The organism is Pseudomonas sp. R4-39-08 (genome assembly GCF_003852275.1).
GTDB lineage: Bacteria > Pseudomonadota > Gammaproteobacteria > Pseudomonadales > Pseudomonadaceae > Aquipseudomonas.
This window is the reverse complement of the sequence record NZ_CP027733.1, coordinates 3,708,852-3,735,829: the sequence shown is the minus strand read 5'-3', so window position 1 is coordinate 3,735,829 and position 26,978 is coordinate 3,708,852. Positions and strand designations below refer to the sequence as shown.

The 26,978-nt window shown below is 63.6% G+C and carries 22 protein-coding genes; 10 read left to right on the top strand and 12 right to left on the bottom strand.

Annotation, left to right across the window (positions count from 1 at the left end; all coding sequences use genetic code 11):
* Positions 1–67: 67 nt before the first annotated feature.
* From C4J88_RS17220 to C4J88_RS17210, 3 genes are all read right to left on the bottom strand, one after another.
* Positions 68–1,585: a glycosyltransferase family 39 protein gene (locus C4J88_RS17220; protein WP_124407648.1), complete on the bottom strand. Its 1,518-nt coding sequence runs from the start codon at positions 1,583–1,585 to the stop codon at positions 68–70.
* 21 nt (positions 1,586–1,606) lie between these two features.
* Positions 1,607–3,262, bottom strand: coding sequence for a lipid IV(A) 4-amino-4-deoxy-L-arabinosyltransferase (arnT, locus tag C4J88_RS17215; RefSeq protein WP_124407647.1), 1,656 nt, complete (start codon positions 3,260–3,262; stop codon positions 1,607–1,609).
* 187 nt (positions 3,263–3,449) lie between these two features.
* Entirely contained in the window at positions 3,450–4,124 is a 675-nt protein-coding gene (locus C4J88_RS17210) for a histidine phosphatase family protein (RefSeq protein WP_124408642.1), read from the bottom strand.
* Between the two features lie 283 nt (positions 4,125–4,407).
* Here C4J88_RS17210 and C4J88_RS17205 point away from each other — a divergent pair, with 283 nt between their 5' ends.
* From C4J88_RS17205 to C4J88_RS17160, 10 genes are all read left to right on the top strand, one after another.
* Positions 4,408–5,076, top strand: coding sequence for an ABC transporter ATP-binding protein (locus C4J88_RS17205; protein WP_124367556.1), 669 nt, complete (start codon positions 4,408–4,410; stop codon positions 5,074–5,076).
* Between the two features lies 1 nt (position 5,077).
* Positions 5,078–7,540, top strand: coding sequence for an FtsX-like permease family protein (locus C4J88_RS17200; RefSeq protein ID WP_124407646.1), 2,463 nt, complete (start codon positions 5,078–5,080; stop codon positions 7,538–7,540).
* Positions 7,530–8,594, top strand: coding sequence for a lipocalin-like domain-containing protein (locus C4J88_RS17195; protein WP_124407645.1), 1,065 nt, complete (start codon positions 7,530–7,532; stop codon positions 8,592–8,594). The genes C4J88_RS17200 and C4J88_RS17195 overlap by 11 nt, the downstream gene beginning before the upstream one ends.
* A 149-nt stretch (positions 8,595–8,743) precedes the next feature.
* Complete coding sequence (locus C4J88_RS17190; RefSeq protein WP_124407644.1) at positions 8,744–10,186, top strand: hypothetical protein; 1,443 nt, start codon at positions 8,744–8,746, stop codon at positions 10,184–10,186.
* Between the two features lie 333 nt (positions 10,187–10,519).
* On the top strand, positions 10,520–11,443 hold the full coding sequence (locus C4J88_RS17185; protein ID WP_124407643.1) for a substrate-binding domain-containing protein: 924 nt from the start codon (positions 10,520–10,522) through the stop codon (positions 11,441–11,443).
* 63 nt (positions 11,444–11,506) lie between these two features.
* Positions 11,507–13,015 carry a sugar ABC transporter ATP-binding protein gene (locus tag C4J88_RS17180; RefSeq protein ID WP_124407642.1) on the top strand — a complete coding sequence of 503 codons (1,509 nt, stop codon included), beginning with the start codon at positions 11,507–11,509 and terminating at the stop codon, positions 13,013–13,015.
* Complete coding sequence (locus tag C4J88_RS17175; protein ID WP_124407641.1) at positions 12,981–13,973, top strand: ABC transporter permease; 993 nt, start codon at positions 12,981–12,983, stop codon at positions 13,971–13,973. Before C4J88_RS17180 ends, C4J88_RS17175 begins: the two co-directional genes overlap by 35 nt.
* A gap of 26 nt (positions 13,974–13,999) precedes the next feature.
* Positions 14,000–15,079: an alcohol dehydrogenase catalytic domain-containing protein gene (locus C4J88_RS17170; RefSeq protein WP_124407640.1), complete on the top strand. Its 1,080-nt coding sequence runs from the start codon at positions 14,000–14,002 to the stop codon at positions 15,077–15,079.
* Positions 15,080–15,081: 2 nt separating this feature from the next.
* The gene (locus C4J88_RS17165; protein WP_124407639.1) at positions 15,082–16,614 is read left to right on the top strand and encodes an FGGY-family carbohydrate kinase; all 1,533 of its coding nucleotides are present in this window, start codon (positions 15,082–15,084) and stop codon (positions 16,612–16,614) included.
* 240 nt (positions 16,615–16,854) lie between these two features.
* Positions 16,855–17,580 carry an SDR family oxidoreductase gene (locus tag C4J88_RS17160; RefSeq protein ID WP_124367547.1) on the top strand — a complete coding sequence of 242 codons (726 nt, stop codon included), beginning with the start codon at positions 16,855–16,857 and terminating at the stop codon, positions 17,578–17,580.
* Here C4J88_RS17160 and C4J88_RS17155 read toward each other — a convergent pair.
* From C4J88_RS17155 to C4J88_RS17115, 9 genes are all read right to left on the bottom strand, one after another.
* Complete coding sequence (locus tag C4J88_RS17155) at positions 17,577–18,581, bottom strand: LacI family DNA-binding transcriptional regulator (RefSeq protein WP_124407638.1); 1,005 nt, start codon at positions 18,579–18,581, stop codon at positions 17,577–17,579. The two genes, C4J88_RS17160 and C4J88_RS17155, sit on opposite strands and share 4 nt — an antisense overlap.
* A gap of 58 nt (positions 18,582–18,639) precedes the next feature.
* The gene (locus tag C4J88_RS17150; RefSeq protein ID WP_124367546.1) at positions 18,640–19,503 is read right to left on the bottom strand and encodes a LysR family transcriptional regulator; all 864 of its coding nucleotides are present in this window, start codon (positions 19,501–19,503) and stop codon (positions 18,640–18,642) included.
* Between the two features lie 156 nt (positions 19,504–19,659).
* Entirely contained in the window at positions 19,660–21,066 is a 1,407-nt protein-coding gene (locus tag C4J88_RS17145; protein ID WP_124407637.1) for an amidase, read from the bottom strand.
* Positions 21,063–22,331: a Zn-dependent hydrolase gene (locus tag C4J88_RS17140; RefSeq protein WP_124367544.1), complete on the bottom strand. Its 1,269-nt coding sequence runs from the start codon at positions 22,329–22,331 to the stop codon at positions 21,063–21,065. Before C4J88_RS17140 ends, C4J88_RS17145 begins: the two co-directional genes overlap by 4 nt.
* Positions 22,332–22,344: 13 nt before the next feature.
* Positions 22,345–23,040 (bottom strand): ABC transporter ATP-binding protein, encoded by a 696-nt coding sequence (locus tag C4J88_RS17135; protein ID WP_124367543.1) that lies wholly within the window; start codon positions 23,038–23,040, stop codon positions 22,345–22,347.
* The gene (locus tag C4J88_RS17130) at positions 23,040–23,789 is read right to left on the bottom strand and encodes an ABC transporter ATP-binding protein (RefSeq protein ID WP_124407636.1); all 750 of its coding nucleotides are present in this window, start codon (positions 23,787–23,789) and stop codon (positions 23,040–23,042) included. The genes C4J88_RS17135 and C4J88_RS17130 overlap by 1 nt, the downstream gene beginning before the upstream one ends.
* Positions 23,786–24,796 carry a branched-chain amino acid ABC transporter permease gene (locus tag C4J88_RS17125; RefSeq protein ID WP_124404643.1) on the bottom strand — a complete coding sequence of 337 codons (1,011 nt, stop codon included), beginning with the start codon at positions 24,794–24,796 and terminating at the stop codon, positions 23,786–23,788. Before C4J88_RS17125 ends, C4J88_RS17130 begins: the two co-directional genes overlap by 4 nt.
* 1 nt (position 24,797) lies before the next feature.
* Positions 24,798–25,658: a branched-chain amino acid ABC transporter permease gene (locus C4J88_RS17120; RefSeq protein WP_124363435.1), complete on the bottom strand. Its 861-nt coding sequence runs from the start codon at positions 25,656–25,658 to the stop codon at positions 24,798–24,800.
* 41 nt (positions 25,659–25,699) lie between these two features.
* Positions 25,700–26,902: an ABC transporter substrate-binding protein gene (locus C4J88_RS17115; protein WP_124407635.1), complete on the bottom strand. Its 1,203-nt coding sequence runs from the start codon at positions 26,900–26,902 to the stop codon at positions 25,700–25,702.
* Positions 26,903–26,978 lie beyond the last annotated feature (76 nt).

The following is a 26,978-nucleotide window of genomic DNA, read 5'->3' as shown; positions in this document are numbered from 1 at the left end:
ACATGACGAAACGCCAGCTATTGTGTGACCCAACAGTGGCCGTGCTCGCTTATGCATTGCCCGCGTCTCAATGCCCTTTGGGAACAAACGCCACGCTCCCCCCCGACCGCTTCTGAAACAACCGCTCCCCATTATCCGGTTGCGTCTTGACCACCTGGTGATCAACCCCCAGAAACGCCAACGGCACGGGATCTTCCCTGGAGTACTGCGCGACGATAATCGTGTGCCTTGGATCAAACCCCTGGCCGCTGGTCTTTTCCAGCCATGCCATGAACGCGGCGCTGTCGCCCTGGCGCGGGTAGTCCTGGGTTTCGTTCACGTAGTAGAACGGTTTGCCGCCGTTCTGCAGGTACATCGGCAGTTTGTTGTCGACTTCCACCAGTACCAGTTGCCATTGGTTCCAGGGTGCGCTCTTCACCGCCTGGGCTTGGACGTCCTCGGCGAAGCGGGTCACGCCGCCGTTGCGCGTGGTCCAGGGGTAGATCACGCCCAGCACCAAGACCAGCAGGCCGGCGGCGATGCCGAAGCCTGTTTGCCAGCGCGGCCAACTGGCCGGGTGTTGGCGCAGGCGTTCGCTCAGCCACCAGGCGGCGAGTAATTGGGCGAAGGGCACCAGGGGCAGTACGTAGTAACTGCGTCGGCTGCCGCTGGCGGTGAAGAACACGAACAACAGGCCCAGGCTCCACACCAGCCAGCGCACGTTGGGCGGCGTGCGGTGCCAGTGACGCAGGGCGAGCCACGCGCCGAGTACCCAGCATGGCGCCCACGGCAGGGTGTAGACCGGCAGGTAGATCAGGTAGGTGTAGATCGGGCCCATATGGTCGAAGGGGTCGAAGAAGCGCACCACGTTTTCGCGAAACACCAGTTCCAGGCCGCTCTCGCCGTAGGTGGGGGCGCCGTAGAGGTGGGACAGTCCGAAGGGAATGGCGTAGAACGCGCCGGCGATGAGCAGGGCCAGTACCAGCCGCAGGTTGAGATGGCGTTTGTAGCGGTGTTCGCTGAGCAGGTGCGGCAACAGCGCGAGCCCCGGCAGCACGAACCCGATCAGGCCCTTGAACAGCGACGTTGCCGCCAGCAGCAGGAAGAATACGGTGTAGCGGCCCAGCCGGGTGTCATCCGGCCCGCGCCAGTACCACCAGACCGCCGCCAGTACGCCGCACACGGTCAGCACATCGGCGGTGGCCACGCGGGCCCAGAACAGGAAGTAGAAGGTGGTGGCGAGCATCCAGCCGGCGATCAGCCCCGTGCCTTTGCGAAACAGCTGTTCGCCGATCAGGTACACCAGCCAGATGCTCAGCCAAGCCGCGATCACCGAGGACAGGCGCAGTGACCAGGGGCCGAGGCCGCCCATCAGGTTGGCGAAGCCGGTGATCAGCCAGTAGGAGGGCAGGGGTTTGTCGTAATAGGGCGTGCCCTTCAGGTACGGATCGAAGTAGTCACCGCTTTGCAGCATCTGCAGGGCGATGTTCGCCCAGCGCGTCTCCGGCCCCCACAATTCGCGACTGCCCAGGCCCAGCAGCAGGAGCAAGGCCGAGACACCCAGCAATAAAGCCAGAGCGCCGCGTTCGGTTTTCCACAAGCGCATGGGCTGTTTCCTGTGAGTCGATCAAGGTTGTCGGGGGTAAATCGTCAGCACCAGGTCGCCCTTGCGGTAGCGCTTGCCACCGGGCGGCAGTTGGCCTTCCTCAAGGTGTTCGCTGGTGCTCATGACGCGCATCAGCACGCCGACCGAACCCTGGCGGCGGGCCTCGGCCAACCACGACTGAACGCTGTCCAGGGTGACCTTGCGCGCCTGCGAATCCGGGTAGTCCAGACCGTAGCGCAGTTCGCCCGCGGTGTTGTAGAACGCCACGTCCGGCCGGCGCAGGCGCCACGCCAGGGCAGACGCCGAGCCCAGTTCATTGCTCAGCAAAGCATGGGTGTGTTGCAGTTCATCCAGATGTTCAAGCACGAACTGGTCGGGCATTTCGTTCGCCGCGATGGTGTGCGGCATGCCCGCCGGCAGCAGCGCCACCAGCAGGCCGATACCCAGCGCCGGCGTCGCCCATAAGCTCAACGGGCGCATCGCTTGCAGCAGGTTGGCCAGGATCCAGCCGAGCAGCACGATAAAGGTCAGGGACAGGCTGAACATCTCGGCGTGGCTGTTGCTGTAGATCGGGTTGGCGATCTGCAGGTAAATCAGCGTGACCATGGCCGCCATGCCGAGGATGAAGTTGAGCGCGCCGTTGATGAAGATCGCGCGGGTCTTGTGTTGGTTGATCAGGTCGATCAAGGCATGGCCCATCAGCAGCGCCAAAGGTAACAGGCACGGCATGATGTAGGTCGGCAGCTTGCCGCTGCTCAGGCTGAAAAAGCCCAGGGGCAGCAACAGCCACAGGGCGAGAAAGGCAATGGCGGGCTGGCGTTTGTCTTTCCAGGCCTTGAGCAGGGTAACGGGCAACAGGGCTGACCAGGGCAGGCACGCCACCACCATGATCGGCAGGAAAAACCAGAACGGCCGCGCATGCTGCGCCGTGTCCGAGGCGAAGCGGCGGATGTGTTCATGCCAGAAAAAGAAGCGCCAGTAATCCGGTTCCTGCACATGGATCGCCAATACCCACGGCAAGCAGACCAGCAACGCGACCAGGATCGCCAAAGGCCCGTACCGCAGCAACTCGCCGACGCGTCGCTGCCACATCAGGTACGGCACGGCGATCAGCACCGGCAGCAGCCACGCCAGAAAGCCCTTGGTCATGAAGCCCACGCCGCAGGCCAGCCCCAGTAAGGCCCAGGCACCCAGGCGGGCACGTGACGTGGCGCTGTCGAGCGCAAACCAAAGCGCGACCAGGCTCAGGTTGACCCAGAAGGTGAATTGCGGATCGAGGTTGGAATAGCCCGCTTGCCCGGCCACCAGGCCGAAGCTCATGTAGAGCAGAGCGCAGGCGAAGCTTTTACGCGGCTCGTTCCACAGGCGGCGGGCAATCACGTAGGCCAACAGCACACTCAGCGCCGTGGTCAGGACCGAGGCGATACGCACGCCGAACAGGTTCTCGCCAAACACCGCCTGGCCCAGGGCAATCAGCCAATAACCCGCGGCTGGCTTCTCGAAATAACGCACCCCCATCAAGTGCGGCGCCACCCAGTTGCCGCTCATCAGCATTTCCTGGCTGACCTGGGCATAGCGGGTTTCATCCGGGATCCATAAGCCGTGCAAACCCAACGGCAGCACGAAGAAAATGACCAGGCCAAGCAAGAATACCGGCAAGGGCTGCAATCGGCTCATGACCGTGTCACGCCATGGCGTTCAGTCGTGCGTGGGAAGTTTGAACAGTTAAAGACGTCAGGCATTAAGAGGGTCACTAATTCATTGGGAAGTTAGGGCGTCCTGAACTAACAGGCGCACTTAAAATGCCAGACGCAGGCTGTCGTCTTGCTGAACGCACTACTGGGCAATATGTAAAAAAGTGTATTTAAAGTTGCTTCAGCGCGGCAGCCCATTCCTGAATTTTCATCGTGCCGATTGCTTTGAGTGTGCCGTTGGGCAATACCTGTACGAAGAGTGCGCTGCCATACTCGGCGGCCTGCGCATGGGGGTAGCCGAGTGCGGCTTGGAAATCACTCATGCAGGCGCTATGGGTGATCAGCATCAGGTTGCGATCCGCCTGTTTATGGCCGAGGATTTCCTCGCCCATGGCATCACCGCAGATAGCGAGGGGGCCAGGGGACAGCTCGGTCTTGCCGAACATGAACAGCGACGTCTGCGCAGTGCGCGTGGTGGGGCTGCTGAGCACGTCGGTGCGCTCCATGCCCAGTGTTTCAAAGGCTATGCCCAGGTCGGCCGCGCGTTGCGTGCCATCGACCGTCAGGCCGTCGGCGGGCCCGTAGCAGGGATTGTGCGAGCGGTCGCAGCGCTCTTCGTGGCGCACCAGCACGACCAGGTCGCCGTTGCGCCAACTGGCCAGCACCCCGGAGGTGACCAGGCGGTTGCCGATGCCCAGATCTTCCGGTGACCGTGGCCAGAATACAAAACCGGTCAAGAGCAGTGCGAACACGATGATACTTGCTACAGGCACCCGGAATTTCTTCAGGCGCTTTAACCTGGCCCGTGGGGGTTTGGTCAGGGTGATGTCTGCCACGTTGTTCACCATGGACACGAATGAATGTTTTGTTGTTAAAAGACAGACGCAACTAATACGGCAGATGCCCTTAGTGGAGCAAAAGCCTGTCATAGGGCTGCTGTCTTTTAGCTGAACATATGGATATTAAGAAACACCGTTTTGGGCAACTTTGAAGTGTCCGGTTAATGAGGCGTGGGTGGGAATTTAAAGTGTCGGGGGTGGGCAAGCGGTGAAATCAATGTGAAAAAATTGCGTAGAAACGCGCGGCAGCCGTTATTCTCGTTTGCAGTCCTTAACCCGAGTGTTGGTGATGTTGCAGGTAGAAGGTGTTGTTAAACATTACGCCACCCCTCAAGGCCCGCTGGCCGTTCTGGCAGGCGTCGATCTGCACCTGGGGGCGCGCAGCAGCCTGGCGCTGATGGGCGAGTCGGGCAGTGGCAAAAGCACGTTGCTGCACCTGGTGGCCGGGCTCGACCGCGTGGATGGCGGCAGCATCCTGATCGGCGGCCAGCGCCTCGATCGCCTCAACGAAGGGCAACTGGCCCATTGGCGGCGCACCGAAATCGGCCTGGTGTTCCAGCAGTTCAATCTGATCGGCAGTTTGCGCGTCGAGGACAACCTGGCGTTCCAGGCGCGCCTGGCCGGGCGTTTCGATCCGCTGTGGCAGGCGCAGTTGGTGGAGCGCCTGGGGCTGGGCGACCTGCTCAAGCGTTACCCGGAGCAGCTCTCCGGCGGCCAGCAACAGCGGGTGGCGGTGGGGCGCGCACTGGCGTCGCGCCCCGGTCTGCTCTTGGCCGACGAGCCCACCGGCAACCTCGACGAAACTACCAGCGACGAGGTGCTGCAACTGCTGCTCGACCTGCTGCGCGACAGCCCCACCAGCCTGTTGATGGTCACGCACAGCCCGCGTCTCGCCGCGCGGCTGGATCAGCAAGTGGTGCTGCACCACGGCCGCGTCGTGCCGATGGACCCGCGCTGAGATGGCGGTGTTCCATTGGGCGCTGCGGGCGCTGTTGAGCCATTGGCGGCGCCACCCCGTGCAGTTTTTCAGCGTGCTGACCGGCCTGTGGCTGGCCACCGCGTTATTGACCGGGGTGCAGGCCCTCAACAGCCAGGCGCGCGACGGCTATGCGCGCGCCAGCCAGTTGATCGGCGGCGCACCGCAAGCCAGCCTGAGCGCGCCGGACGGCGCTGGGTTCCCGCAAGCATTGTTCGCCGAACTGCGCCGTGCCGGATGGCCGGTGTCACCGGTGGTGCAGGGGCGGATAGTGCTCAAAGGGCATGAAGAACAGCGCCTGCAGTTGATGGGCATCGAGCCGGTGTCGTTGCCCGGCAGCGGCAGCGTGGCGGGGCAACGCTTGACCCAGGCACAGATGCTCGCCTTTTTCGAGGCGCCGGGGCGCACCTGGATTGCCGCGCAGACCTTGCAGGCCCTTGGCTTGCGCCCAGGCGAACAACCACTGACGGCTAACGGGCAACGCCTGCCGCCGTTGCAGGTGCAGCCGGACATGGCCCCCGGCATGCTGCTCACCGACATCGGCTTTGCCCAACCCTTGCTCGACATGCATGGACAACTGTCGCGCCTGCTCCTGGACAACCGCTTCGCCGCCGCTCATCCCACGCCGCCCGCCGGGCTGCAACTCAAGCAGGGCGACGACAATAACCTCTCGCGCCTCACCGAAAGCTTTCACCTGAACCTCGACGCCTTGGGCTTTTTGTCCTTTGTGGTGGGGCTGTTCATCGTGCACGCGGCCATCGGCCTGGCCCTGGAGCAACGCCGGGGCCTGCTGCGCACCCTGCGCGCCTGCGGGGTCAGCGCACGCATGCTGATCCTGAGCCTGGGCGTTGAGCTGGGGTTCCTCGCGTTGCTCGGCGGCGTGCTCGGCGTGGCCAGCGGTTACCTGCTCGCCAGCCTGTTGCTGCCGGATGTCGCGGCCAGCTTGCGCGGCCTGTACGGTGCCGAAGTCGCCGGCCAACTGAGTTTGAGCCCGTGGTGGTGGCTGGCCGGCCTGGGCTTGAGCCTGCTCGGTGCGTTGCTCGCCGGGGCCAGCAGCCTGTGGCGTGCGGCACGCTTGCCGCTGCTGGCGCTGGCCAACTCCCAAGCCTGGCATGAGGCCCACGGGCGTTGGTTGCGACGCCAGGGCTGGGTGGCGGCTGCGGCCCTGCTCATCGCCTTGCTGGCGCTGGTCTGGGGCAACAGCCTGGCCGCCGGGTTCGTACTGATGGCGGCCTTGCTGCTGGGCGCCGCACTCGGTTTGCCGGTTCTGCTCAATGCGCTGTTGAAGGGCGTGCTGGGGCGCAGCCGTTCGGTGCTGGGCCAATGGTTCCTGGCCGATTGCCGCCAGCAACTGCCGGCTTTGAGCCTGGCATTGATGGCGTTGCTGTTGGCCCTGGCGGCGAACATCGGTGCAGGCTCGATGACCTCGGGTTTTCGCAGCACATTCAACAATTGGCTGGAACAGCGCCTTACCGCCGAGCTGTACCTCAACCCGCAAAATCCGGCCCAGGCCGAGCAACTGCATGCCTGGCTGGCGCACCAACCGCTAGTGCGGGCGGTGCTGCCCAGCTGGCAGGTCGCGGTGCAGCTGCAAGGCTGGCCGGCGGAGGTGTTTGGCGTGGTCGACGACCCCACCTATCGCCAGCACTGGCCGTTGCTGGAGGCGGCGAGTACGCCCTGGGACCGCTTGCTGCAGGACGACAGCGTGATGCTCAGCGAGCAATTGGCGCGACGCTTGAACGTCCGACTGGGCGACAGGGTACAAGTCCCCACGCCCCAGGGCCCATGGGCGCCGACAATCGTCGGGATCTACGCCGACTACGGCAACCCCAAGGGCCATCTGCTGGTCAACGCCAAGCACCTGTTGGCGCATTGGCCGAGCCTGTCACCGGTGCGTTTCAACCTGCGCGTGGCGCCCCAGGACGTGCAGCCGCTGATACATGAAGTGCAGCGTGAATTCGCCCTGGAAGACAGCCGCATCGTCGATCAACAGCAACTCAAGGGCTGGTCCAGCCAGGTCTTCGAACGCACCTTCGCCGCCACCGCCGCGTTGAACAGCCTGACCCTCGGCGTGGCCGGTGTGGCGCTGTTCATCAGCCTGCTGACCCAGAGCCAGAGCCGCCTCGGCCAACTCGCGCCGCTGTGGGCCCTGGGGGTGACGCGGCGCCAACTGATGCTGCTTAACCTCGGCCAGACCTGGCTGCTGGCGGTACTTACCCTGGTGCTGGCGTTGCCGTTGGGGTTGCTGCTGGCGTGGTGCCTGGATGCAGTGATCAACGTGCAAGCCTTTGGCTGGCGCCTGCCGTTGCAGGTGTTCCCGTGGCAGTTGGCGCAATTGATGGGGCTGGCGATGCTTGCCACCTTGCTCGCATCGGCCTGGCCGTTGTGGCAGCTGTATCGCAGCCGCCCGGCGGATTTGTTGAGGACCTTTGCCCATGAAGATTAAAGCGTTGGGGTGGGCGGTGTTGCTGCTGCTGAGCGCCTGCGACCAGGCGCCGGCGCCCCAGGAGAGTTTCGCCGGCCTGGGCAGCGACGCGGCAGACTTCGTCCAAGTGCTGCCCGGCAAAGTCTTCGCCTTCCCCGAGGACCACGGCCCCCATCCGGGCTTTCGCATTGAATGGTGGTACGTCACCGCCAACCTCAAGGACGCCCAAGGCAACGCTTTCGGCGTGCAATGGACATTGTTTCGCAATGCCGTGAAAGCCGGGCCGACGCAAGCGGGCTGGCGCGACCCGACGATCTGGCTCGGCCATGCCGCTGTCACCTCCGCCACCCGGCACTACGCCGCCGAGCGCTTCGCCCGGGGTGGCGTCGGCCAGGCCGGGGCGCAGGCGCAGCCCTTCAACGCCTGGATCGACGACTGGACCTTCGCCACCCGCCCTGGCGCCGCCAACCCGTTGGCCGCCATGCAACTCCAGGCCCATGGCGCGCAGTTCGCCTATGACCTGCAGCTGACCTCCAGCCGCCCGCTGGTGCTGCAAGGCGACAACGGCTACAGCCGCAAATCCGACCAGGGCCAGGCGTCCTACTACTACAGCCAGCCATTTTTCAGCGCCAACGGCAGCCTCAGCATCGACGGCCAGACCTACCAAGTCAGCGGCCCTGCCTGGCTCGACCGCGAATGGAGCAGCCAGCCGCTGGCCGCGAACCAGACCGGCTGGGACTGGTTCTCCCTGCACCTGGACCGAGGCGAACACCTGATGCTGTTTCGCGTGCGGCAGAAGGACGGTGGCGGCTACCTCACCGGCACCTGGATCGATGCGCAAGGCCGTACCGAGACCTTGCATAACGCCAATATCCAACTGGCGCCGCTGACCACCACCCAGATCGAGGGGCGCAATATCCCCACGCGCTGGTCGCTGAAAATTCCCGGCAAACACCTGGATATCACTACCGAAGCCGTCAACCCGAAGGCGTGGATGAACCTGGGAATTCCCTATTGGGAAGGGCCGGTGAAGTTCGACGGTGGGGTGGGGTATTTGGAGATGACCGGGTACTAGGATTTTTCATCGGGCTTGCTCCGACATGACCGACAAAAAATTGAGAAAATACTGTACATATAAACAGTATCGTCCTACAGTCCATCCCAGGTGACCGGATGTCACCGCTCACCTGAGCTTCAATTTTTTAACTATGGATGGATAAAAAAATGAAATCGAAAAAAGCCCTTATGCTAAGTGCGGCCGTGATGGCCTCCTGCTTCGTCTCGGCCTTCTCCCTCGCTGATCAAGCGCCTCGGACACTCAGTGCCGAAGCGGTCAAGCAGGCCGCGAACAAAGCGCTCAAGTCCGGCGGCAAGCTGGACGCCTCGCAGGTCTCGCCGCAACTCAAAAAGAAACTGTCGGTGGCCAAATCCGGCCAATCCAAGGCAGTGACCAAAGCCCCCAAGTCCGCGCCGTTCGACAGCGTGGTCGGTGCGCTGAAGAAACCGGCGCAAAGCGAGCTGAAAAACGCGGCGGTTGCAGCGTTTGAGCCGCTGTTCCCAACCCTGGATATCAACACGCTCTACACCGTCGATGGAGTGCAGGCCGGTAACGAATTTGCCTACCACTTCAACCTGGCGCAAAACGCGCGGGTGCAGGTGCAACTGGTCAACCAGAGCGCAGGCGCGGATATGGCGCTGACCCTGTTTCAGGACGACGGCCAGGGCAACCTGAGTGTGGTGGGGACTTCGGATGCCGCGGGCAATGCCGATGAATACCTCAACGGTGTACTGCCGGCCGGTGATTATTACTGGTACATGGTGGCCAATGTCGCCGATAACGCGCAGTTCAGTTTCGGCGTGGCGGTGGACAGCAACGTCGACGCGTTTGAGCCCAACGACAGCGCGCAAACCGCGTTCGTCTTGCCGGACTCGATGAACAAGCTCAGCGGTAACCTCGACAATGCCGGCGACGTCGATTATTTCGACTTCAAGGCGGTCCGTGGCCAAAGCGTGAGCATGTACCTGGCGGGCGATGAGAACGGCAGCCGTGAGCAGTGGATCTTCGATCGCTTCGATGGTGCCAATTGGATCACCGTGCCGGCGGGTTCCACCTCGACCTATCCGAGCGTCGCGCCGGGCACCACGGTGAAGGTGCGTGTGCGGGCCAACCCGGCGGTGGCGCAGGACCCGAGCAAGTATTACCAGTTGAGCCTGGGTTCCACGCCGAGCCTGAAGACGTTTGATGTGAAGGGTGACAACATCGTGCGGGTGCCGGTCAGCGAGGCTCCGCTGGCCACCCAAACCGCGCGGCAGTTGAATTGGTCCACCCAGTGGTCTGACTCCACCGGCGCGCCGCTGCTGGGCGTCACCCCGGTGTTGCGCGTGGACAACCACTTCGTTGACCTGAACTTCCACTGGGTCGACTACCCGGCGACCACCAACAGCGCCGGTGCGTCCACGGCCACGGCCAATATCGGCACCTGCTTCGGTGATTACACCACGGTGATCAACGACAGCAGCACCGGTGTACCGTACCGGTGGAGAACCACCTACAACGAGGGTGGCTGGCGCATCGAACTGGCCGAGTTCCCCGGCGTGGGCGTCGGCGGTGATAACAAGCAATACGTCAGCCTGGGGCATATCTGCACCCAGACCATCATCCCGTGACAGCGTGATGTGAAACAGAAGGGGCAGCCTCCAGGGGCTGCCCCTTTTTTTGCTTCGTGTGTATAGATCGCTCCCACGCTCCCGCGTGGGAATGCAGCCCGTGACGCTCTGCGTCACCTGTGCGCGGTAGCCGAAACGTGCAGCGGTTGGCGCGACGCGGAGCGTCGCAGAAGGCATTCCCACGCAGAGCGTGGGAACGATCAGCTCCCTCCCACATTTGAATCAAGACTGATCAACGGCCCCTTGCGCGGGCCTCATTTACTTGCTAGCTTCTCGCAAAATGTTAACGATAACATTTGCTCTAAAAATAAAAACAAAACAGAGACCCATGCCATGAAAATGCTCCCGAAAACCCTGTGTTTACTGGCTGCCAGCATCACCCTGGGCAGCGTTTCCGCCGTTTATGCCGACGCCGCCAAACCGATCCGCATCGGCGCTTCGTTCCAGGAAATCAACAATCCTTATTTCGTCACCATGAAAAACGCCCTGGAAGAAGCCGGCGCGAGCATTGGTGCGACACTGATCATCACCGACGCCCGCCATGACGTGTCCAAGCAAGTCAGCGATGTCGAAGACATGCTGCAAAAAGGCATCGATATCCTGCTGATCAACCCGACCGACTCGGTGGGCGTGCAATCGGCGGTCAAGTCCGCCCATGCCGCCGGTGTGGTCGTGGTGGCGGTAGACGCCCAGGCCGATGGCCCGCTGGATTCGTTCGTCGGCTCGAAAAACTACGACGCCGGTTTCCAGGCCTGCGAATACCTGGCCAAAAATATCGGTGACCAAGGCAACATCGCCATCCTCGACGGCATCGCCGTGGTGCCGATCCTGGAACGTGTGCGCGGTTGCAAGGAGGCGGTGGCCAAGCACCCGCAAATCAAGATTGTCAGCATCCAGAACGGCAAGCAGGAACGTGACCAGGCGCTGACCGTCACCGAAAACATGTTGCAGGCCCAGCCCACCCTCAAGGGCATTTTCAGCGTGAACGACAACGGCTCCCTTGGTGCGCTGTCGGCCATTGAAGCCAGCGGCCTGGATGTGAAGCTGGTCAGTGTCGACGGCGCGCCGGAAGCGATCAAGGCGATCCAGAAACCCGGCAGCAAATTCATCGCCACCTCGGCCCAGTACCCGCGCGACCAGATCCGCCTTGCCTTGGGCATTGCCCTGGCCAGGAAGTGGGGCGCGCAAGTGCCCGCCACGCTGCCGGTGGACATCACCTTGATCGACCAGGCCAAGGCCAAGGATTTCAGCTGGTAAATCGCCCGCGCCCCACGCCCGCCGTGGGGCTCGGGTTGTCCTTCTGAATGCGAGGTCGGCGGTATGAGCAGTCTTCTGAAGCTGGAAAATATCTGTAAGCGTTACCCGGGGGTACAAGCCCTCACGTCCATCAACCTGCAAGTGGAGCGCGGCGAAATCCACGCGTTGCTCGGGGAAAATGGCGCGGGCAAATCCACCCTGATGAAAATCCTCGGCGGTGTCGAGCATCAGGACGAAGGGCAGATCCTGATCGACGGCCAGGCCCGGCAATTTGCGACCTACCGGGACGCTATTGCCGCCGGCATCGGCATCGTGTTCCAGGAGTTCAGCCTGATTCCCTACCTCACGGCCGTGGAAAACATCTTCCTCGGCCATGAACTGAGCAACCGCTTCGGCCTGTTGCGCAAGCGCGACATGCGTGAGGCCTGCGAAGCGCTGTTCAAGCGCCTGGGTGTGTCGATCAACCTTGATTGCGCGGTCAAGCACCTGAGCGTGGCCGAGCAGCAGTTCGTCGAAATCGCCAAGGCCCTGGCCCTGGACGCGCGCTTGCTGGTGCTCGATGAACCCACCGCGACGCTGACCCCCAGCGAAGCCGAGTTGCTGTTCGAGATCATGCGCGAGCTCAAGCGCCAGGGCGTGGCGGTGATCTTTATCTCGCACCATCTGGAAGAAATTTTCCAGGTGTGCGACCGCATCAGCGTGCTGCGCGACGGCGCTAACGTGGGCGTCACCGATGTGGCCGACAGCGACATCGACCGCTTGGTCGAAATGATGGTCGGCCGCCGCCTGGCCTGCAGTTTCCCGCCCAAACCCACCACAGAACGCGGGCCTTTGCTGTTGGAGGTCAAGGACATTCAGCTGGTGCGCAACGGCCCGCACAACCGCTTCAACCTGCACAAGGGTGAGATTCTCGGCTTTGCCGGCCTCGTCGGTTCCGGCCGTACCGAGCTGGCCCTGGGCATGATGGGCGCGCTGCCCTCGGTGAGCAAAGACGTATGGCTGCGCGGCGCAAAGGTCAGCCTCGACGACCCGGCCCAGGCACTTGCCCATGGCATCGGCCTGCTGCCGGAGAGCCGCAAGAGCGAAGGGCTGATCACCGACTTCAGCATTCGCGAAAATATCTCGCTGAATAACCTGCCCAAATACCAGAACGCCACGGGCCTGATCGACAAGGCCAGGGAATGCGCCAGCGTCGAAGCCTTGATGCGCCAGCTATCGATCAAGGCGCCCAGCGCTGAAAGCCGAGTGTTCAACCTCAGCGGCGGCAACCAGCAGAAAGTCGTGATCGCCCGCTGGATCAACCACCACTGCGACGTGCTGGTGTTCGACGAACCCACCCGTGGCATCGATGTGGGGGCCAAGGCGCAGATCTACGCGCTGATGCGCAGCCTGACCGAACAGGGCTACGCGATCATCATGATTTCCTCCGAACTGCCGGAAGTCATCGGCATGTGCGACCGCGTCGCGGTGTTCCACAAGGGCGCGATCGTCAAGGTGCTGGAAGCGTCCGCCGTCAATCCTCAAGAGGTCATGCGCCATGCAACAGGGGGCTCCAGTGAATACGTCCATTAACCTTGCAGGCACCGGCCGCTTGCGCCTGAACCTGGCGCGGCTGCTGCGCTCGCCGGCGTTTTATCCCTTCGTCGGGCTGGTGGTGGTGACCCTGGTGATGATCCTGGCCAGTGACACCTTTCTCACCGCCAGCAACCTGTCGAACATCGCCCGCCAGGTATCGATCAACGCGATTATCGCGGTGGGCATGACCTGCGTGATTCTCACCGGCGGCATCGATCTGTCGGTGGGGCCGGTGATGGCGTTGTCCGGCACGCTCACGGCCGGCTTGATGGTCGCGGGTGTGCCGCCGGGCCTGGCCATCGGCGCGGGGATGCTGGTGGGGGTGGCGTTCGGCATCGGCAACGGCCTGTTCGTGGCCTACCTGCATATGCCGCCGATCATCGTGACCCTGGCGACCATGGGCATCGCCCGTGGGTTCGGGCTGATGTACACCGACGGCTACCCGATTTCCGGGCTGCCGGAGTGGTTCGCGGTCTTCGGCCGCGCCAGCGTGTGGGGCATCCAGGTGCCGATCCTGATCATGCTGCTCACCTACCTGGCGGCTTATGTGCTGCTGCAGCACACGCGCATCGGCCGCTACATATACGCCATCGGCGGCAATGAAGAGGCGGTGCGCTTGTCCGGGGTGCGGGCGGCGCGCTTCAAGTTGCTGGTGTACGGCATCAGCGGCCTCACCGCCGCGATTGCCGGGCTGGTGCTGACGTCGCGCTTGATGAGCGGCCAGCCGAATGCCGGCGTGTCCTTCGAGCTGGATGCGATTGCCGCCGTGGTACTGGGCGGGGCATCGATTGCCGGTGGGCGCGGGGTGATCGTCGGCACGCTGCTGGGCGCCATGCTGCTCGGCGTTTTGAACAACGGCCTGAACATGCTCGGCGTCTCGCCTTACGTGCAGAGCGTGATCAAGGGCGCAATCATTTTGCTGGCGATCTTTATCAGCCGTCAGCGCCATCGATAAACAACGATCAATACAGGACGAACACCATGGACAAGCACACAGAGATGCAAGCCGTCGTCTGCCACGGCCCGAAAGACTACCGTCTGGAGCGCATCGGCAAACCCCAGGCGCGCGCCAATGAACTGGTGATCCGTATCGCCGCGTGCGGTATCTGCGCCAGCGACTGCAAGTGCCATTCCGGCGCGGCGATGTTCTGGGGCGGCGACAACCCCTGGGTCAAGGCGCCGGTGGTGCCGGGCCACGAGTTTTTTGGCTATGTGGTGGAGGCGGGCGAGGGCGCTGAGGAACACTTCGAAGTGGCGGTGGGGGACAAGGTGATCGCCGAGCAGATCGTGCCGTGCGCCAAGTGCCGTTTCTGCAAGTCGGGCAAATACTGGATGTGCGAAGTGCACAACATCTTCGGCTTCCAGCGTGAAGTCGCCGAGGGCGGCATGGCGCAGTACATGCGCATTCCCAAGACCGCCATCGTGCACCGGATTCCCGAGTCGGTGTCCCTGGAAGACTCGGCGCTGGTCGAGCCGATGGCCTGCTCGATCCACACGGTCAACCGTGGCGATATCCAGCTCGATGACGTGGTGGTGATTGCCGGCGCCGGTACCCTGGGCCTGTGCATGGTGCAGGTGGCGGCGCTGAAGACGCCGAAGAAACTGGTGGTGATCGATATGGTCGACGAGCGCCTGGCGTTGGCGAAGAAGTTCGGTGCCGATGTGGTGATCAACCCGTCCCGCGACAACGCCCGCGAGATCATCAACGGCCTGACTGACAACTATGGCTGCGACGTGTACATCGAGACCACCGGCGTACCGGCCGGCGTCACCCAGGGCCTGGACCTGATCCGCAAGCTGGGGCGTTTCGTCGAGTTCAGCGTGTTCGGCGCCGAGACCAGCGTGGACTGGTCGATCATCGGCGACCGCAAGGAGCTGGACGTACGCGGCGCCCACCTCGGCCCGTATTGCTACCCGATCGCCATCGACCTGTTCGAACGCGGTCTGGTCACCTCCCAGGGCATCGTGACCCATGACTTCCCGCTGGATGACTTTGCCGAAGCCTTCGAGCTGGCCAATTCCACGAAGTCGATCAAGGTCTTGTTGAAGCCGGTGCTCTGACCATGGACTACGTGATCGGGGTCGATATCGGAACCCAGAGCACCAAGGCGCTGCTGGTGGATGCCCACGGCACGCTCATCGCCCAGCACAGCCAGGGGTATCGCGTGGATACCCCGAAAGTGCGCTGGGCCGAGCAATGGCCGCAGGTCTGGTTGGCGGCGGTCGAGGCGTGCGTGGCGCAGTGCATGGTCAAGGCCGGTGTGGAGCAGGCGCAGGTCAAGGCGCTGTGCATCAGCAGCCTGTATGGCGGTTCGGGGATCGCGGTGGATGCGCAGATCACCCCGTTGCACCCGTGCCTGATCTGGATGGACCGGCGCGCTGGCGAGCAGGTGCAGTGGGTGCGTGAGCACATGGACCTGGAGCGGCTGTTCGCGATCACCGGGAATTCGGTGGACAGTTACTACGGCTTCACCAAGATGCTCTGGCTCAAGCAGCATCGGCCTGAGGTGTGGGCCAGTACGCGCTATTTGCTGCCGCCCAACAGCTACATCAACTGGTGCCTGACCGGCGCGCTGGCGGTGGACCACAGCAGCGCCGGCAATATCGGCGGTGTCTACGATGTGGCTGCGCGCAGCTGGTCGGGCGAGATGCTCGATGCGCTGGGCATCCCGCACTCGATGATGCCCGAGCGGTTGGTGTATTCCGGCGAAGTGGTGGGCGGTTTGCTGGAAGACTGGGCCGCCCGCCTGGGCTTGCAGGCAGGCACGCCGGTGCTCGCCGGTGGCGTGGATGCGGCCATGGCGACCCTGGCTGCAGGCGTGACCCAACCGGGCAACCATGTGGCAATGATCGGCACCAGCATGTGTTGGGGCTACCTCAACCAGCAGGTCGACGCGCACCACGGGTTGGTGAGCATGCCTCACGTCTATAACGGCCATCGCGACCTGTACATCTTCGGCGGCGCGATCACCGCCGGGGCGTCGGTCAGCTGGTTTCGCGAGCAGTTCTGCCAGGCCGAGGAGCAACAGGCCCAGGCCACCGGCCAGGACAGCCTGGCGCTGCTGGAACACGGCGCGATGACGATCCCGGCGGGCAGCGAGGGCCTGCTGTTTCTGCCGTACCTGATGGGCGAGCGCAGCCCGGTATGGGATGACCGCGCCAGTGGCAGTTTTGTCGGGCTGAACCTGTATCACACGCGCCTGCACCTGTACCGCGCCGTGCTCGAAGGGGTGAGTTTTGCCCTGCGCCACAACATCGAAGCCGGCACCCAGGGCGCGCATTCCCTTGACCCGCGTTTGATCGTAGTGGGCGGTGCGAGCCATTCGGATCTGTGGATGCAAATCATCGCGGATGTGACGCGCTACCCGGTGTACACCCTTGTCCAGGAAGTCGAAGCAGCGCTCGGCGCTGCATTGTTGGCGGCGCATACGGTGGGGATGGTCAGTGATGGGCAGATGGACAAGGGCTGGGTGCAGTTGACGCTGCGCGCACAGCCCAAGCGCGAGAACGTCGCGATCTACGACCAGGCGTTTTCCGAATATCTGAAGCTCTACCCGGCCCTGAAACCGATCATGCACAACCTGCAAGCCACCTGACCCAACATTGGCCAAAAATGTGGGAGGGGCTTGCCCTAATGCCAGTCAGTTAAGCGTACACCACCGTCTGTAGGAGCGAGCTTGCTCGCGAAAAACGTCAACGATAACGCGTGCTTCCTGAATAAACGCGGTGCTTGTGAGTTTTTCGCGAGCAAGCTCGCTCCTACAAAAAGCCTTAACTGAATGGCATAGGGCAAGCCCCCTCCCACAGGGGATCTTCATTATTTTGGGAATTCATTTATGCAGGCCAGCTTTGACTTCACCCGTCACCGCATCCTCGTCACCGGCGCCAGCAGTGGCATCGGTCGCGAGATCGCCCGACAGCTCATCCTCAGCGGCGCTGAAGTATTCGCCCTGGGCCGCGATGCTCAAGCTTTGGCCGAATTAGGCTGCCATACCCTGAGCCTGGATATCGCCGACAGCGCGGCCCTCGATAAAGCATTGCAAGACTTGCCGCCCCTGCACGGCCTGGTCAACTGCGCCGGCATTTCACGCCTGGAGCCCGCCGTTTCCATCAGCGCTGCGGCCTTCGACCAGGTGATGAACGTCAACGCCCGCGCCGCTGCGCAGGTGGCCAGCCGTGTCGCGGCGAGGATGATCGAGGCGAGCATCGCCGGCAGTATCGTCAACGTGTCCAGCCAGGCCTCGCTGGTGGCCTTGGATGATCATCTCGGCTACTGCGCCTCCAAGGCCGCGCTGGATGCGATCACCCGCGTGCAGTGCGCTGAATGGGGCCGCTTCGGCATTCGCGTCAACAGTGTCAACCCCACTGTCACGCTCACGCCGATGGCGACCATGGCCTGGTCGGATCCGGCCAAGCGAGATCCGGCGCTGGCTGCGATTCCCCTCGGCCGTTTTGCGCAAACCGTGGAAGTGGCGTTGCCCGTGCTGTTCCTGCTCAGCGATGCCGCCAGCATGATCAGCGGCGTGAGCCTGCCCATCGATGGCGGCTATACCAGCCGCTAGCCGTTCTCCAGCTGCCCGGCGATAACCACCTTGTCCCGTGGTCTGTGCGGGTCTTGCAGGCGATCGAGCAGCAGTCGCACCGCGCTGCTGCCGGCCAGGGATGCGTCGTGGGCCACACAGGCGATGGGCACGCCGAAAATGTCGGCGAAGGGCAGGCGGTCGATGCCGCAGATGGTCAGGCTGTCATGGGCGATGTTGTGCATGCGCAACGCGCGCAGGGCGCCGAGGGTGATCAACTGGTTGAAACCCATGATCGCGTCCGGCGCCGAGTGCGCGGCGAGGTAGTCGAGGGTGTGCAGGTAAGCCGGCATCAACGTGTAGTCCCCGGCCTGCACTTCGACCTGCACCTGGGGATGTTCGGCGAGCACTTCGCGCAGGCCCTTGAGGCGTTCCACGGTGATGCGCGAGTGCTCGGGGCCGGTCAGCACCAGCAGGCGCTTGAGGTCCGGGGTCTGGCGCAGCAGGTACTGCGCGGCCTGGATGCCGCTGTGGTAGTTGTCGAGCACCACGCGGCTGAATGGGCTGTCATGCAGCGTGCGGTCAAGCAGCACCACCGGTGTCTTGCCGTTGCCCAGGCGCTCGAGATAGTCGGGCTGGTAACTTGGCTCATCGGAGACCGGCGACAGGATGATCCCCGCCACGCGATACCCCAGCAGGGTATCGACGGCCTTGCTTTCCAGTTCTTCCAGCTCATCGGTGTCCACCAGCATGATGGTGTAGCCGTGTTTTTTCGCTTCGCGGGAAATCGCCTTGATCATCTCGCTGTAGAACGGGTTGTCTACGGATGCGGTGATCACACCGATGATCAGGCTCTCACTGCGCTTGAGCCCGCGCGCGAAGGCGTTGGGCACGTAGTCGAGCTCGCGCGCCACTTCCAGAATGCGCGCCAGGGTGGCGGGTTTGACCAGGTCGGGTTTGCTCAGCGCCCGGGACACGGTGATGGTGGTCATGCCCACCCGTTTGGCGATGTCGCTGATGGTGACGGACTTTTTCTTGTTCATCGGTAAGGCTGCGAGAGGAAACACCCGCAGGCTAGCATGGGCGCAGGTGCAGGGTGATTCAAATCAGCGGGTCCCAGCGTTGCGACCAGTCACCTTCGGCCTTGACCACCTCGCGCAACAGCGTCAACGCCTGCTGCAGCACCGCCGAGTCCCGTGCCCGCGAGTACACCAGATAGGTCGGAAAACTGAACTCCGGCGCCTTGGCCACGCGCTGCATCACGCCGCTGTCCAGGTAACTCTGCACCACCCGCGTGCGGAAATACCCGGCGCCGCCGTTCTCCAGGATGTACTGCAACGCCAGCGGCCCCAGGTTGAAACTCACCGCAGCACGCGCCCGGTCGGGCAGGGCGGCGTCGTGCTGCTGGCGAAAGCCTGGGCCCCAATCGATATACACGTAGGGCTCGGGCTTGCTCGCCAGTTGCACCAGGATCAGTTTTTCTTCCAGCACCTGCTCCACCTGCAAGCCCGGCCAGTATTGCGGCTGGAACACCAGCGCGGCGTCGAGCACCCCCAGCTCCAACTGGCGCAACAGGTACTCGCCTTCACGCACTTCCGTGCGCAGCGCGTGCCCCGGTATCCGCTCGCGCAGCGCCTTGGCCCAGCCGAGCATCAACGGGTTGCACAGGCTGACTTCGCCACCGATATGCAGCACATTGCGATAGCCATCGGGCAACGGCAGGTCACGGCGTGCCGCTTCCCAGGTTTGCAGCAACTGGTTGGCGTACACCACGAAGGCCTCGCCATCGGCGGTCAGCCTGGCCCCGGCGCGATTGCGCACGAACAGCGTACTGCCCAACTGGTTTTCCAGGTTTTTCACCCGTGCGGTGATGGCGGTCTGGGTAACGTGCAGTTTCTCCGCCGCCGCGGCCAGGCTGCCGCAGCGGGTGATTTCGAGAAAGGTGCGTGCCAGTTCGATGTCCATGAAGCCCCCCGGAAATGAATGGGGCATTGTAGAGGTTAGGGACTGGAATGCGGTCAAAAATGTGGGAGGGGGCTTGCTCCCGATGGCGGTGGATCAGTGACAGATTAATTGACTGAACCACTGCTATCGGGAGCAAGCCCCCTCCCACATTTGGATCTAGAGTGCTTGGGTGATCGGGGCTTGCAGGTGTTGGGTGGGGAATGCCTTGGCGTACGCCTGGCACACCCTCAACACCTGCTCATCGGCAAACCGCGCACCCACCACATGCAGCCCCACCGGCAGCCCATTCGCCGCCAGCCCGCACGGCACCGACGCGGCCGGTTGCTGGGTGAGGTTGAAGGGGTAGGTGAACGGCGTCCACAGCGTCCATTCCTCCAGGCCCGAACCCGGCGGGACGGTGTGCCCGGCCTCGAACGCGGTGATCGGCATCATCGGTGACACCAGTACGTCGTAGTGCTCATGGAACGCCGCCATCCGCGCGACCAGCGCCGCACGTGCCTCCAGGGCCGCATTGAAATCATCCAGGCTCAAGCGTTCGCCCCGTTGCGCAATGCGCAACAGGCCGGGATCCAGCAGTTGCTTCTGCGCGTCGCTCATGCTGCGAATCAAGCGCGCGGCGCCGGCGGCCCACAAGGTGCTGAAGACTTCCAACGGGTCGCTGAAGCCGGGGTCGATCTGTTCGACATGGGCGCCCAACTGCACCAGGCCATCGACCGCCGCGGCGACCACCCTGGCCACCTGCGGGTCGACATCCACGTAACCAAAGGTCGGGCTGTAGGCGATGCGCAATCCCTTCAGATCGTTACCTGGCGTCAGCCACGGCGTGGTCCTTGGCGCACCGATCAGCCCGTCCCGCGCGTCCGGCTGCGCCACGGCCTGCAGCATCAGCACGCTGTCTTCCACGGTGCGCGTCATCGGGCCCAGGTGCGACAGGATCGTCATCGAGCTCGCCGGCCATTGCGGCACATAACCGAAGGTCGGCTTGATGCCGAAGGTGCCGGTGAACGCACAGGGAATCCGGATCGAGCCGCCCGCGTCGCTGCCCTGGTGCAGCACGCCGAGGTTCAGCGCCGCTGCCGCCCCGGCGCCACCGGACGAACCGCCCGCCGTGGTGCGGGTGTCCCAGGGGTTGCGCGTGATGCCGTACAGCGGGTTGTCGGTGACGCCTTTCCAGCCGAACTCCGGGGTGGTGGTTTTGCCCAGCAGCACCGCGCCGGCCTTGCGCATGAAGGCGGTGAAGGGTGCATCGACGTCCCACGGCCCTTCGGCGGACGTGGTGCGCGAACCCTTGCGGGTGGGCATGCCCGCCGTCAGCGTCAAGTCCTTGATCGAGGCCGGCACGCCGTCCAGCGCGCCGCAGGGCTGGCCTTTGAGCCAGCGTTGCTCGGCGGCGCGTGCCGCATTCAACGCACCTTCCGGGTCCACATGGCAGTAGGCATTCACCAGCGGGTTATAGCGCTCGATACGCAACAGCGCGTCCTCGGTGACCTCCACCGGCGACAAGGTCTTGTCGCGAAAATGCTGCAGCAGTTGCACCGCCGTCAGTTGCCCGATTTCGCTCATGGCTGGGCTCCCTGTGCGGCATTGACCATGGCGCGCAGCAGCACCGCGCAACCCGCCGCCAGGTCATCCGGCGCGGCGTTTTCGATTTCGTTATGGCTGATGCCGCCTTCGCACGGCACGAAGATCATCCCGGCCGGGCCCAGTTCGGCGACGAAGATCGCGTCATGCCCGGCGCCGCTGACGATATCCATATGGCTCAAGCCCAAGGCCTTCGCGCCGTCGCGCACGGCATTCACGCAGGTGGGGTTGAAGTCCAGGGGCGGGAAGTCGGCGGTGGGGGTCAGTTCGAACGTCAAGCCGTGCCGGGCGGCGCTGGCTTCGATCACGCCGCGCACTTCGTCGACCATGGCGTGCAACTTGTCCGCATGCAGGTGGCGCAGGTCGAGGGTCATGTGCACCTGGCCGGGAATCACATTGCGTGAGCCGGGGTGCAGGCTCAGGCACCCGACGGTGCCGCAGGCGTGAGGCTGTTGTTGGTGGGCGATGCGGTTGACCGCGCTGACCACCTCGGCGGCGCCCACCAGGGCGTCCTTGCGCAGGTGCATCGGCGTCGGCCCGGCATGGGCTTCGACGCCGGTAAGGGTGAGGTCGAACCATTTCTGGCCCAGGCAACCCATCACCACGCCGATGGTGGTGGCCTGGTCCTCGAGCACCGGGCCCTGTTCGATATGCGCCTCGAAATACGCGCCCACCGGATGGCCCAGCACAGGGCGGGAGCCGGCATAACCGATGCGCTGCAATTCTGCGCCCACCGACAGGCCATGTTCGTCCTGTTTGTCGAGGGTGTCCTGCAGGTCGAACTTACCGGCGAATACCCCGGAGCCCATCATGCACGGCGGGAAGCGCGAGCCTTCTTCGTTGGTCCACACCACCACTTCGATGGGCGCTTCGGTTTCGATCTGCAGGTCGTTCAGGGTGCGGATCACTTCCAGGCCGGCCATCACCCCGTAGCAGCCATCGAACTTGCCGCCGGTGGGCTGGGTGTCGATGTGGCTGCCGGTCATCACCGGGGGCAGGGCGGGATTGCGCCCGGCGCGGCGGGCAAAGATATTGCCGATGGCATCCACGCTGACGCTGCACCCGGCGGCCTCGCACCACTGCACGAACAGGTCACGGGCCTGGCGGTCCAGGTCGGTCAGGGCCAGACGGCACACGCCGCCTTTGGCCGTGGCGCCAAGCCGGGCCAGGTCCATCAAGGATTGCCACAGGCGGTCGCGATCGATCAGCGGGGCATTGCTGGTTAGCGGTTGCGCAAAGCTGTTCATGGGCATTCTCCGGTCAGGCACTCAGGGCCAGGTAGCGATTCTTGATGGTCGGGTCGGCGCGAAAATCTGCGGCGCTGCCTTCGTACACCACGCGGCCCTGTTCGAGTACGTAATGGCGGTCGGCGAGCTTGTCGCAGACCATCAGGTTCTGTTCCACCAGCAGCACGGGCAGGCCGTCGTCCTTGACCTTGCGCAGGATCTTCACCAGTTCGTCGACGATCACCGGGGCCAGGCCTTCGGTGGGTTCATCGAGGATCAGCAGCTTGGGGTCGTTAAGCAGCGCGCGGGCAATGGCGAGCATCTGTTGCTCGCCGCCGGAGAGTGCATGGCCGGCGTTCTTGCGCCGTTCCTTGAGGCGCGGGAACATGCCGTACACATCCTCCAGCTGCCAGCGGCTGGTCTTGCGGGCGGCGATGCGCAGGTTTTCCTCGACGCTGAGCAGGCGGAAAATCCCACGGTTCTCCGGCACCAGCGCCAGGCCCTGGCGGGCGATTTGAAAAATCTTCTGGCCCACCAGCGCCTGCCCGTTGAAGTGAATCTGGCCCTGGCGCGGGCAGATGATGCCGAGGATGCTGCGCAAGGTCGTGGTCTTGCCGGCGCCGTTGCGCCCGAGCAGCGTCACCAGTTCGCCGGGGTTGACGGTCAATGACACGCCTTCGAGCACGTGGCTCTTGTCGTAGTAGGAATGGATATTCTCGACGATCAGCATCAGGCAGCCTCCCCAAGATATGCACTGCGTACACGTTCATCGGCGCGCACGAATTCCGGCGTGCCTTCCACCAGGATCTGCCCGTGGCTCATCACGGTGATGCGTTGGCTGATGGACATGACGATGCTCATGTTGTGTTCGATCAGCAGCACCGTGTGGTCGCGGCCCAGATCGCTGATCAGTTGGGTCATGATCGGAATGTCATCGATGCCCATGCCCGAGGTGGGCTCATCGAGCATCAGCAGTTTGGGCTTGGAGCAGATCGACATGCCCACTTCCAGCACTCGCTGCTGGCCGTGGGACAACTCGCCGGCCAGGGTGTCGGCGCGAGCGGTGAGTTGCAGGCGCTCGAGCACCTGGTCGGCCATCTCCAGGTGTTCGCGCTTGCTGTCCACGCGGCGCCAGAAGTTCAGGGCGCGCGCACCGTCCCGGCCCTGGGCCGCCAGGCGCAGGTTTTCGCGCACGCTGAGGTTCTGGAACAGGCTGGTGAGCTGGAACGAGCGCGCCATGCCCAGGCCGACGCGGGCGTGGGCCGGTTTGCGCATCAGGTTCCTACCGTCGAAGTGGATCGCACCGGCGGTGGCCTGGCGCTCACCGGTGAGGCAGTGGAACAGGCTGGTCTTGCCCGCGCCGTTGGGGCCGATGATGGTGTGGATGGTGCCGGCCTCGACCTTGAGGTTGACGCCATTGACCGCATGGAACGCGCCGTAGGCCAGTTCCAGGTCGTGGGTTTCCAGCAGGATGCTCATAGCCCTTCCTCCTTGGCGACGACGGCGGTTTTGCGGCTGCCGCGCACCTTCTCGAACAGCGACACCAGGCCGCCCCACAAACCGCCGCGCATGAAGACCACCACCACGATCAGGATCACCCCCAGCAGCATCAGCCAGCGCGGCCACAGGTCCGACAGGAAATCCCCCAGCAGCACGATGGAGCCGGCGCCCAGCAACGAGCCGAACAACGAGCCGGTGCCGCCGACGATGGTCATGATCAGGATGTTCTCGGACATCATCAGATCGATATTCGACAGCGGTACAAAGTGCAGCAGCATCGCGTACAGCGCCCCGGCGATACCGGTGACCGCGCCCGACAACACAAACACCAGAATCTTGAAGTGCCGTGTGTCATAACCGATCGCCGAGGCGCGGGTTTCGTTTTCGCGGATCGCCATCAAGGTGCTGCCGAACGGCGAGGCGATCACCCGGCGCGCGCCGATGAAGATCAGCAGGAACAGCACCGCGACAAAGCCGTAGAAGGCGCGTGCATCGGCCAGCGACAGCAGCACCGTGTCACCGATACGAATCTCGGGGCGCGGCACGCTGAGCAGGCCGTTGTCGCCGCCGGTCCAGTCACTCAGGGTGTAGGCGACAAAGTAAGCCATCTGGCTGAACGCCAACGTGAGCATCACGAAGTAGATGCCAGTGCGACGGATCGCCAGGGCGCCCACCAGCAACGCCAGGAAGCCGCCGACGACGGCAGCACCCAGCAACGCCGTGAACAGGCCCCATTGCAGGTGGATCATCAGCAACGCCGCGCAATATGCACCGGCGCCAAAGAAAATACCTTGGCCGAACGACAACAGCCCGGTGTAGCCCAGCAACAGGTTGCAGGCCAGGGCGGCCATGGCAAAGATCAGTATTTCGCTGGCCAGGGTGGCCGAGGGTAAAACCAACGGCAGGCCGATCAGCACCGCCACGACCCACAGCAACATGGCGCGCGATTGCGTCTTGGCAAACGGCAGGGGATTTTTCTCGCTCATGTCAGGCTCTCCCGAACAGGCCGTAGGGGCGTACCAGAATCACCACGGCCATTGCGCCGTAGATCATCAGGCTCGCGCCCTGGGGCCAGAGTGTGGTCATCAGGCTTTGCACCACGCCCACCAGCAAACCGCCGACCAGCGCACCGCTGAACGAACCCATGCCGCCGATCACCACCACCACGAAGGCGATGCCGAGAATCTCCGGGCCCACGAACGGCTGCGCACCGCGCAACGGCGCGAACAGCACACCGGCCATGCCGGCCAGGCCAACGCCCAGGGCGAAGGTCATGGAGAACAGGCGGAAGATATTGGTGCCCAGCAGCGATACGGTTTCGGTGCTCTCACTGCCGGCGCGTACCAGTGCACCGAAGCGCGTGCGTTCCAGCAGCAACCACAGGCCCAGGCCCACCACCGCGGAAAACACGATGAGGAACAGGCGGTAGTAGGGGTAGACGAAATCGCCCACCACCAGCACGCCGCGCAGCAGTTCCGGCACCGCGACGCTCTTGCCCACCGGGCCCCAGATCATCACGCTGGCTTCCTGGATGATCAACGCGATGCCCAGCGTTACCAGGATCTGGAACATGTGCGGCAAATGATAAATGCGCTGGATCAGCAGGCGCTCGATCACCCACGCCAGCGCAGCCACCACCAGCGGCGCGATCAGCAGCGCCAGCCAGAAGCTGCCGGTGAGGCTGACGGCGGTGTAGCAGATATAGGCGCCGAGCAGGAAGAACGCGCCGTGGGCGAAATTGACGAAGTTGAGCAGCCCGAAAATGATCGTCAGCCCGACCGCGATCAGGAAGTAGATCATTCCCAACCCGAGGCCGTTGAGTATCTGGAACAGGTAAAGATTAAGCATGCGCAAGCCCTCAGCAGGAAGCCGGTGCGATAGTCAGAAACTCAGACGAGCGTGCAGCCCGTGGCTTCCACCGGCGGGAAGGACTGGCCGGCGCTGAGCACCTTGGCCAGGTCGTCCTTGTCGGTCATATCGGCGGCGGCCTTGCCGATCAGCAGGTAGTAGTCCTTGATCACCTGATGGTCGCCGGCGCGGATCGACTCCTTGCCGGTCGGGCCCTCATAGCTCAGGCCCTGCAGGGCCTTGGCCACGGTCGGCCCGTCGAAGCTGCCGGTGGCGACGATGGTCTCGAGCATCACCTTGGTGCTGATGTAGTCGGCGGCGAGCGGGTAGGTGGGGTTGATGCCGTATTTGGCCTGGGTCAGCTTGACCAGTTCGCGGTTGAGCGGCGTATCGACCTGGTGCCAGTACTGCGCGCCGAGGTACACGCCTTCGAGAATGTCGCTGCCCAGTTCCTGGAACTGATCGAGGCCGGCGGACCATACCAGCAGCACCTTCATGCGTTCCTTGATGCCGAAATTCACCGCCTGGCGCAGGGTGTTGGATGACTGGCTGCCGAAATTCAGCAGCACCAGCACATCGGGTTTGGTGGAAATGGCATTGGTCAGGTAGCCGGAGAACTCCTGCTCCTGCAAGGAGTGGTAGCTGTTGCCGACGTGCTCCAGGCCGTGTTCCTTGAGCACGTTTTTCGCGCCTTCGAGCAAGGCTTCACCGAACACGTATTGCGGGGTGATGGTGTACCAGCGCTTGGCGTCCGGCAGCAGCTTGATCAGCGGCAGCATGGTTTCGCGGATGGCGCCGTAGGTGGGCACCGACCAGCGGAACGTCGCCTTGTTGCAGTCCTTGCCGGTGACTTCATCAGCGCCCACCGGGGTCATGAACACGCCGCCGACCTTGTCGACTTCCTTGGCCACTGCCAGGGCCGACGAGGACAGCGTGCAGCCCTGGAAGAACCGCGCGCCGTCCTGCTGAATCGCCTCCTGCACCTTGCGCACCGCCTTGCCGGCATTGCCCTCGGTGTCGATGACCTTGTAGTGCAACGGGCGGCCGAGCACTTGCGGGTGCTGCTCCACCGCCAGGCGCGAACCCATGTCGGCAAACTTGCCATAGCTGGCAAAGGCGCCAGACATGGACTTGAGGCCGTAAAAGGTAAAGGGCTCGGCGGCGAATGCCGCACGCACGCTCAGCGGGAGGCTGAGGGCGGAGGCGAAGGTGAGACTGGCTTTCAATAACGTACGACGCTGCATGGGGTGACTCCCTGGTTTAGTTATTGGCAGGAGCGGCAAGGGCGATACGGTGGAGCAAGGGCCTGTGGGCAGGCGT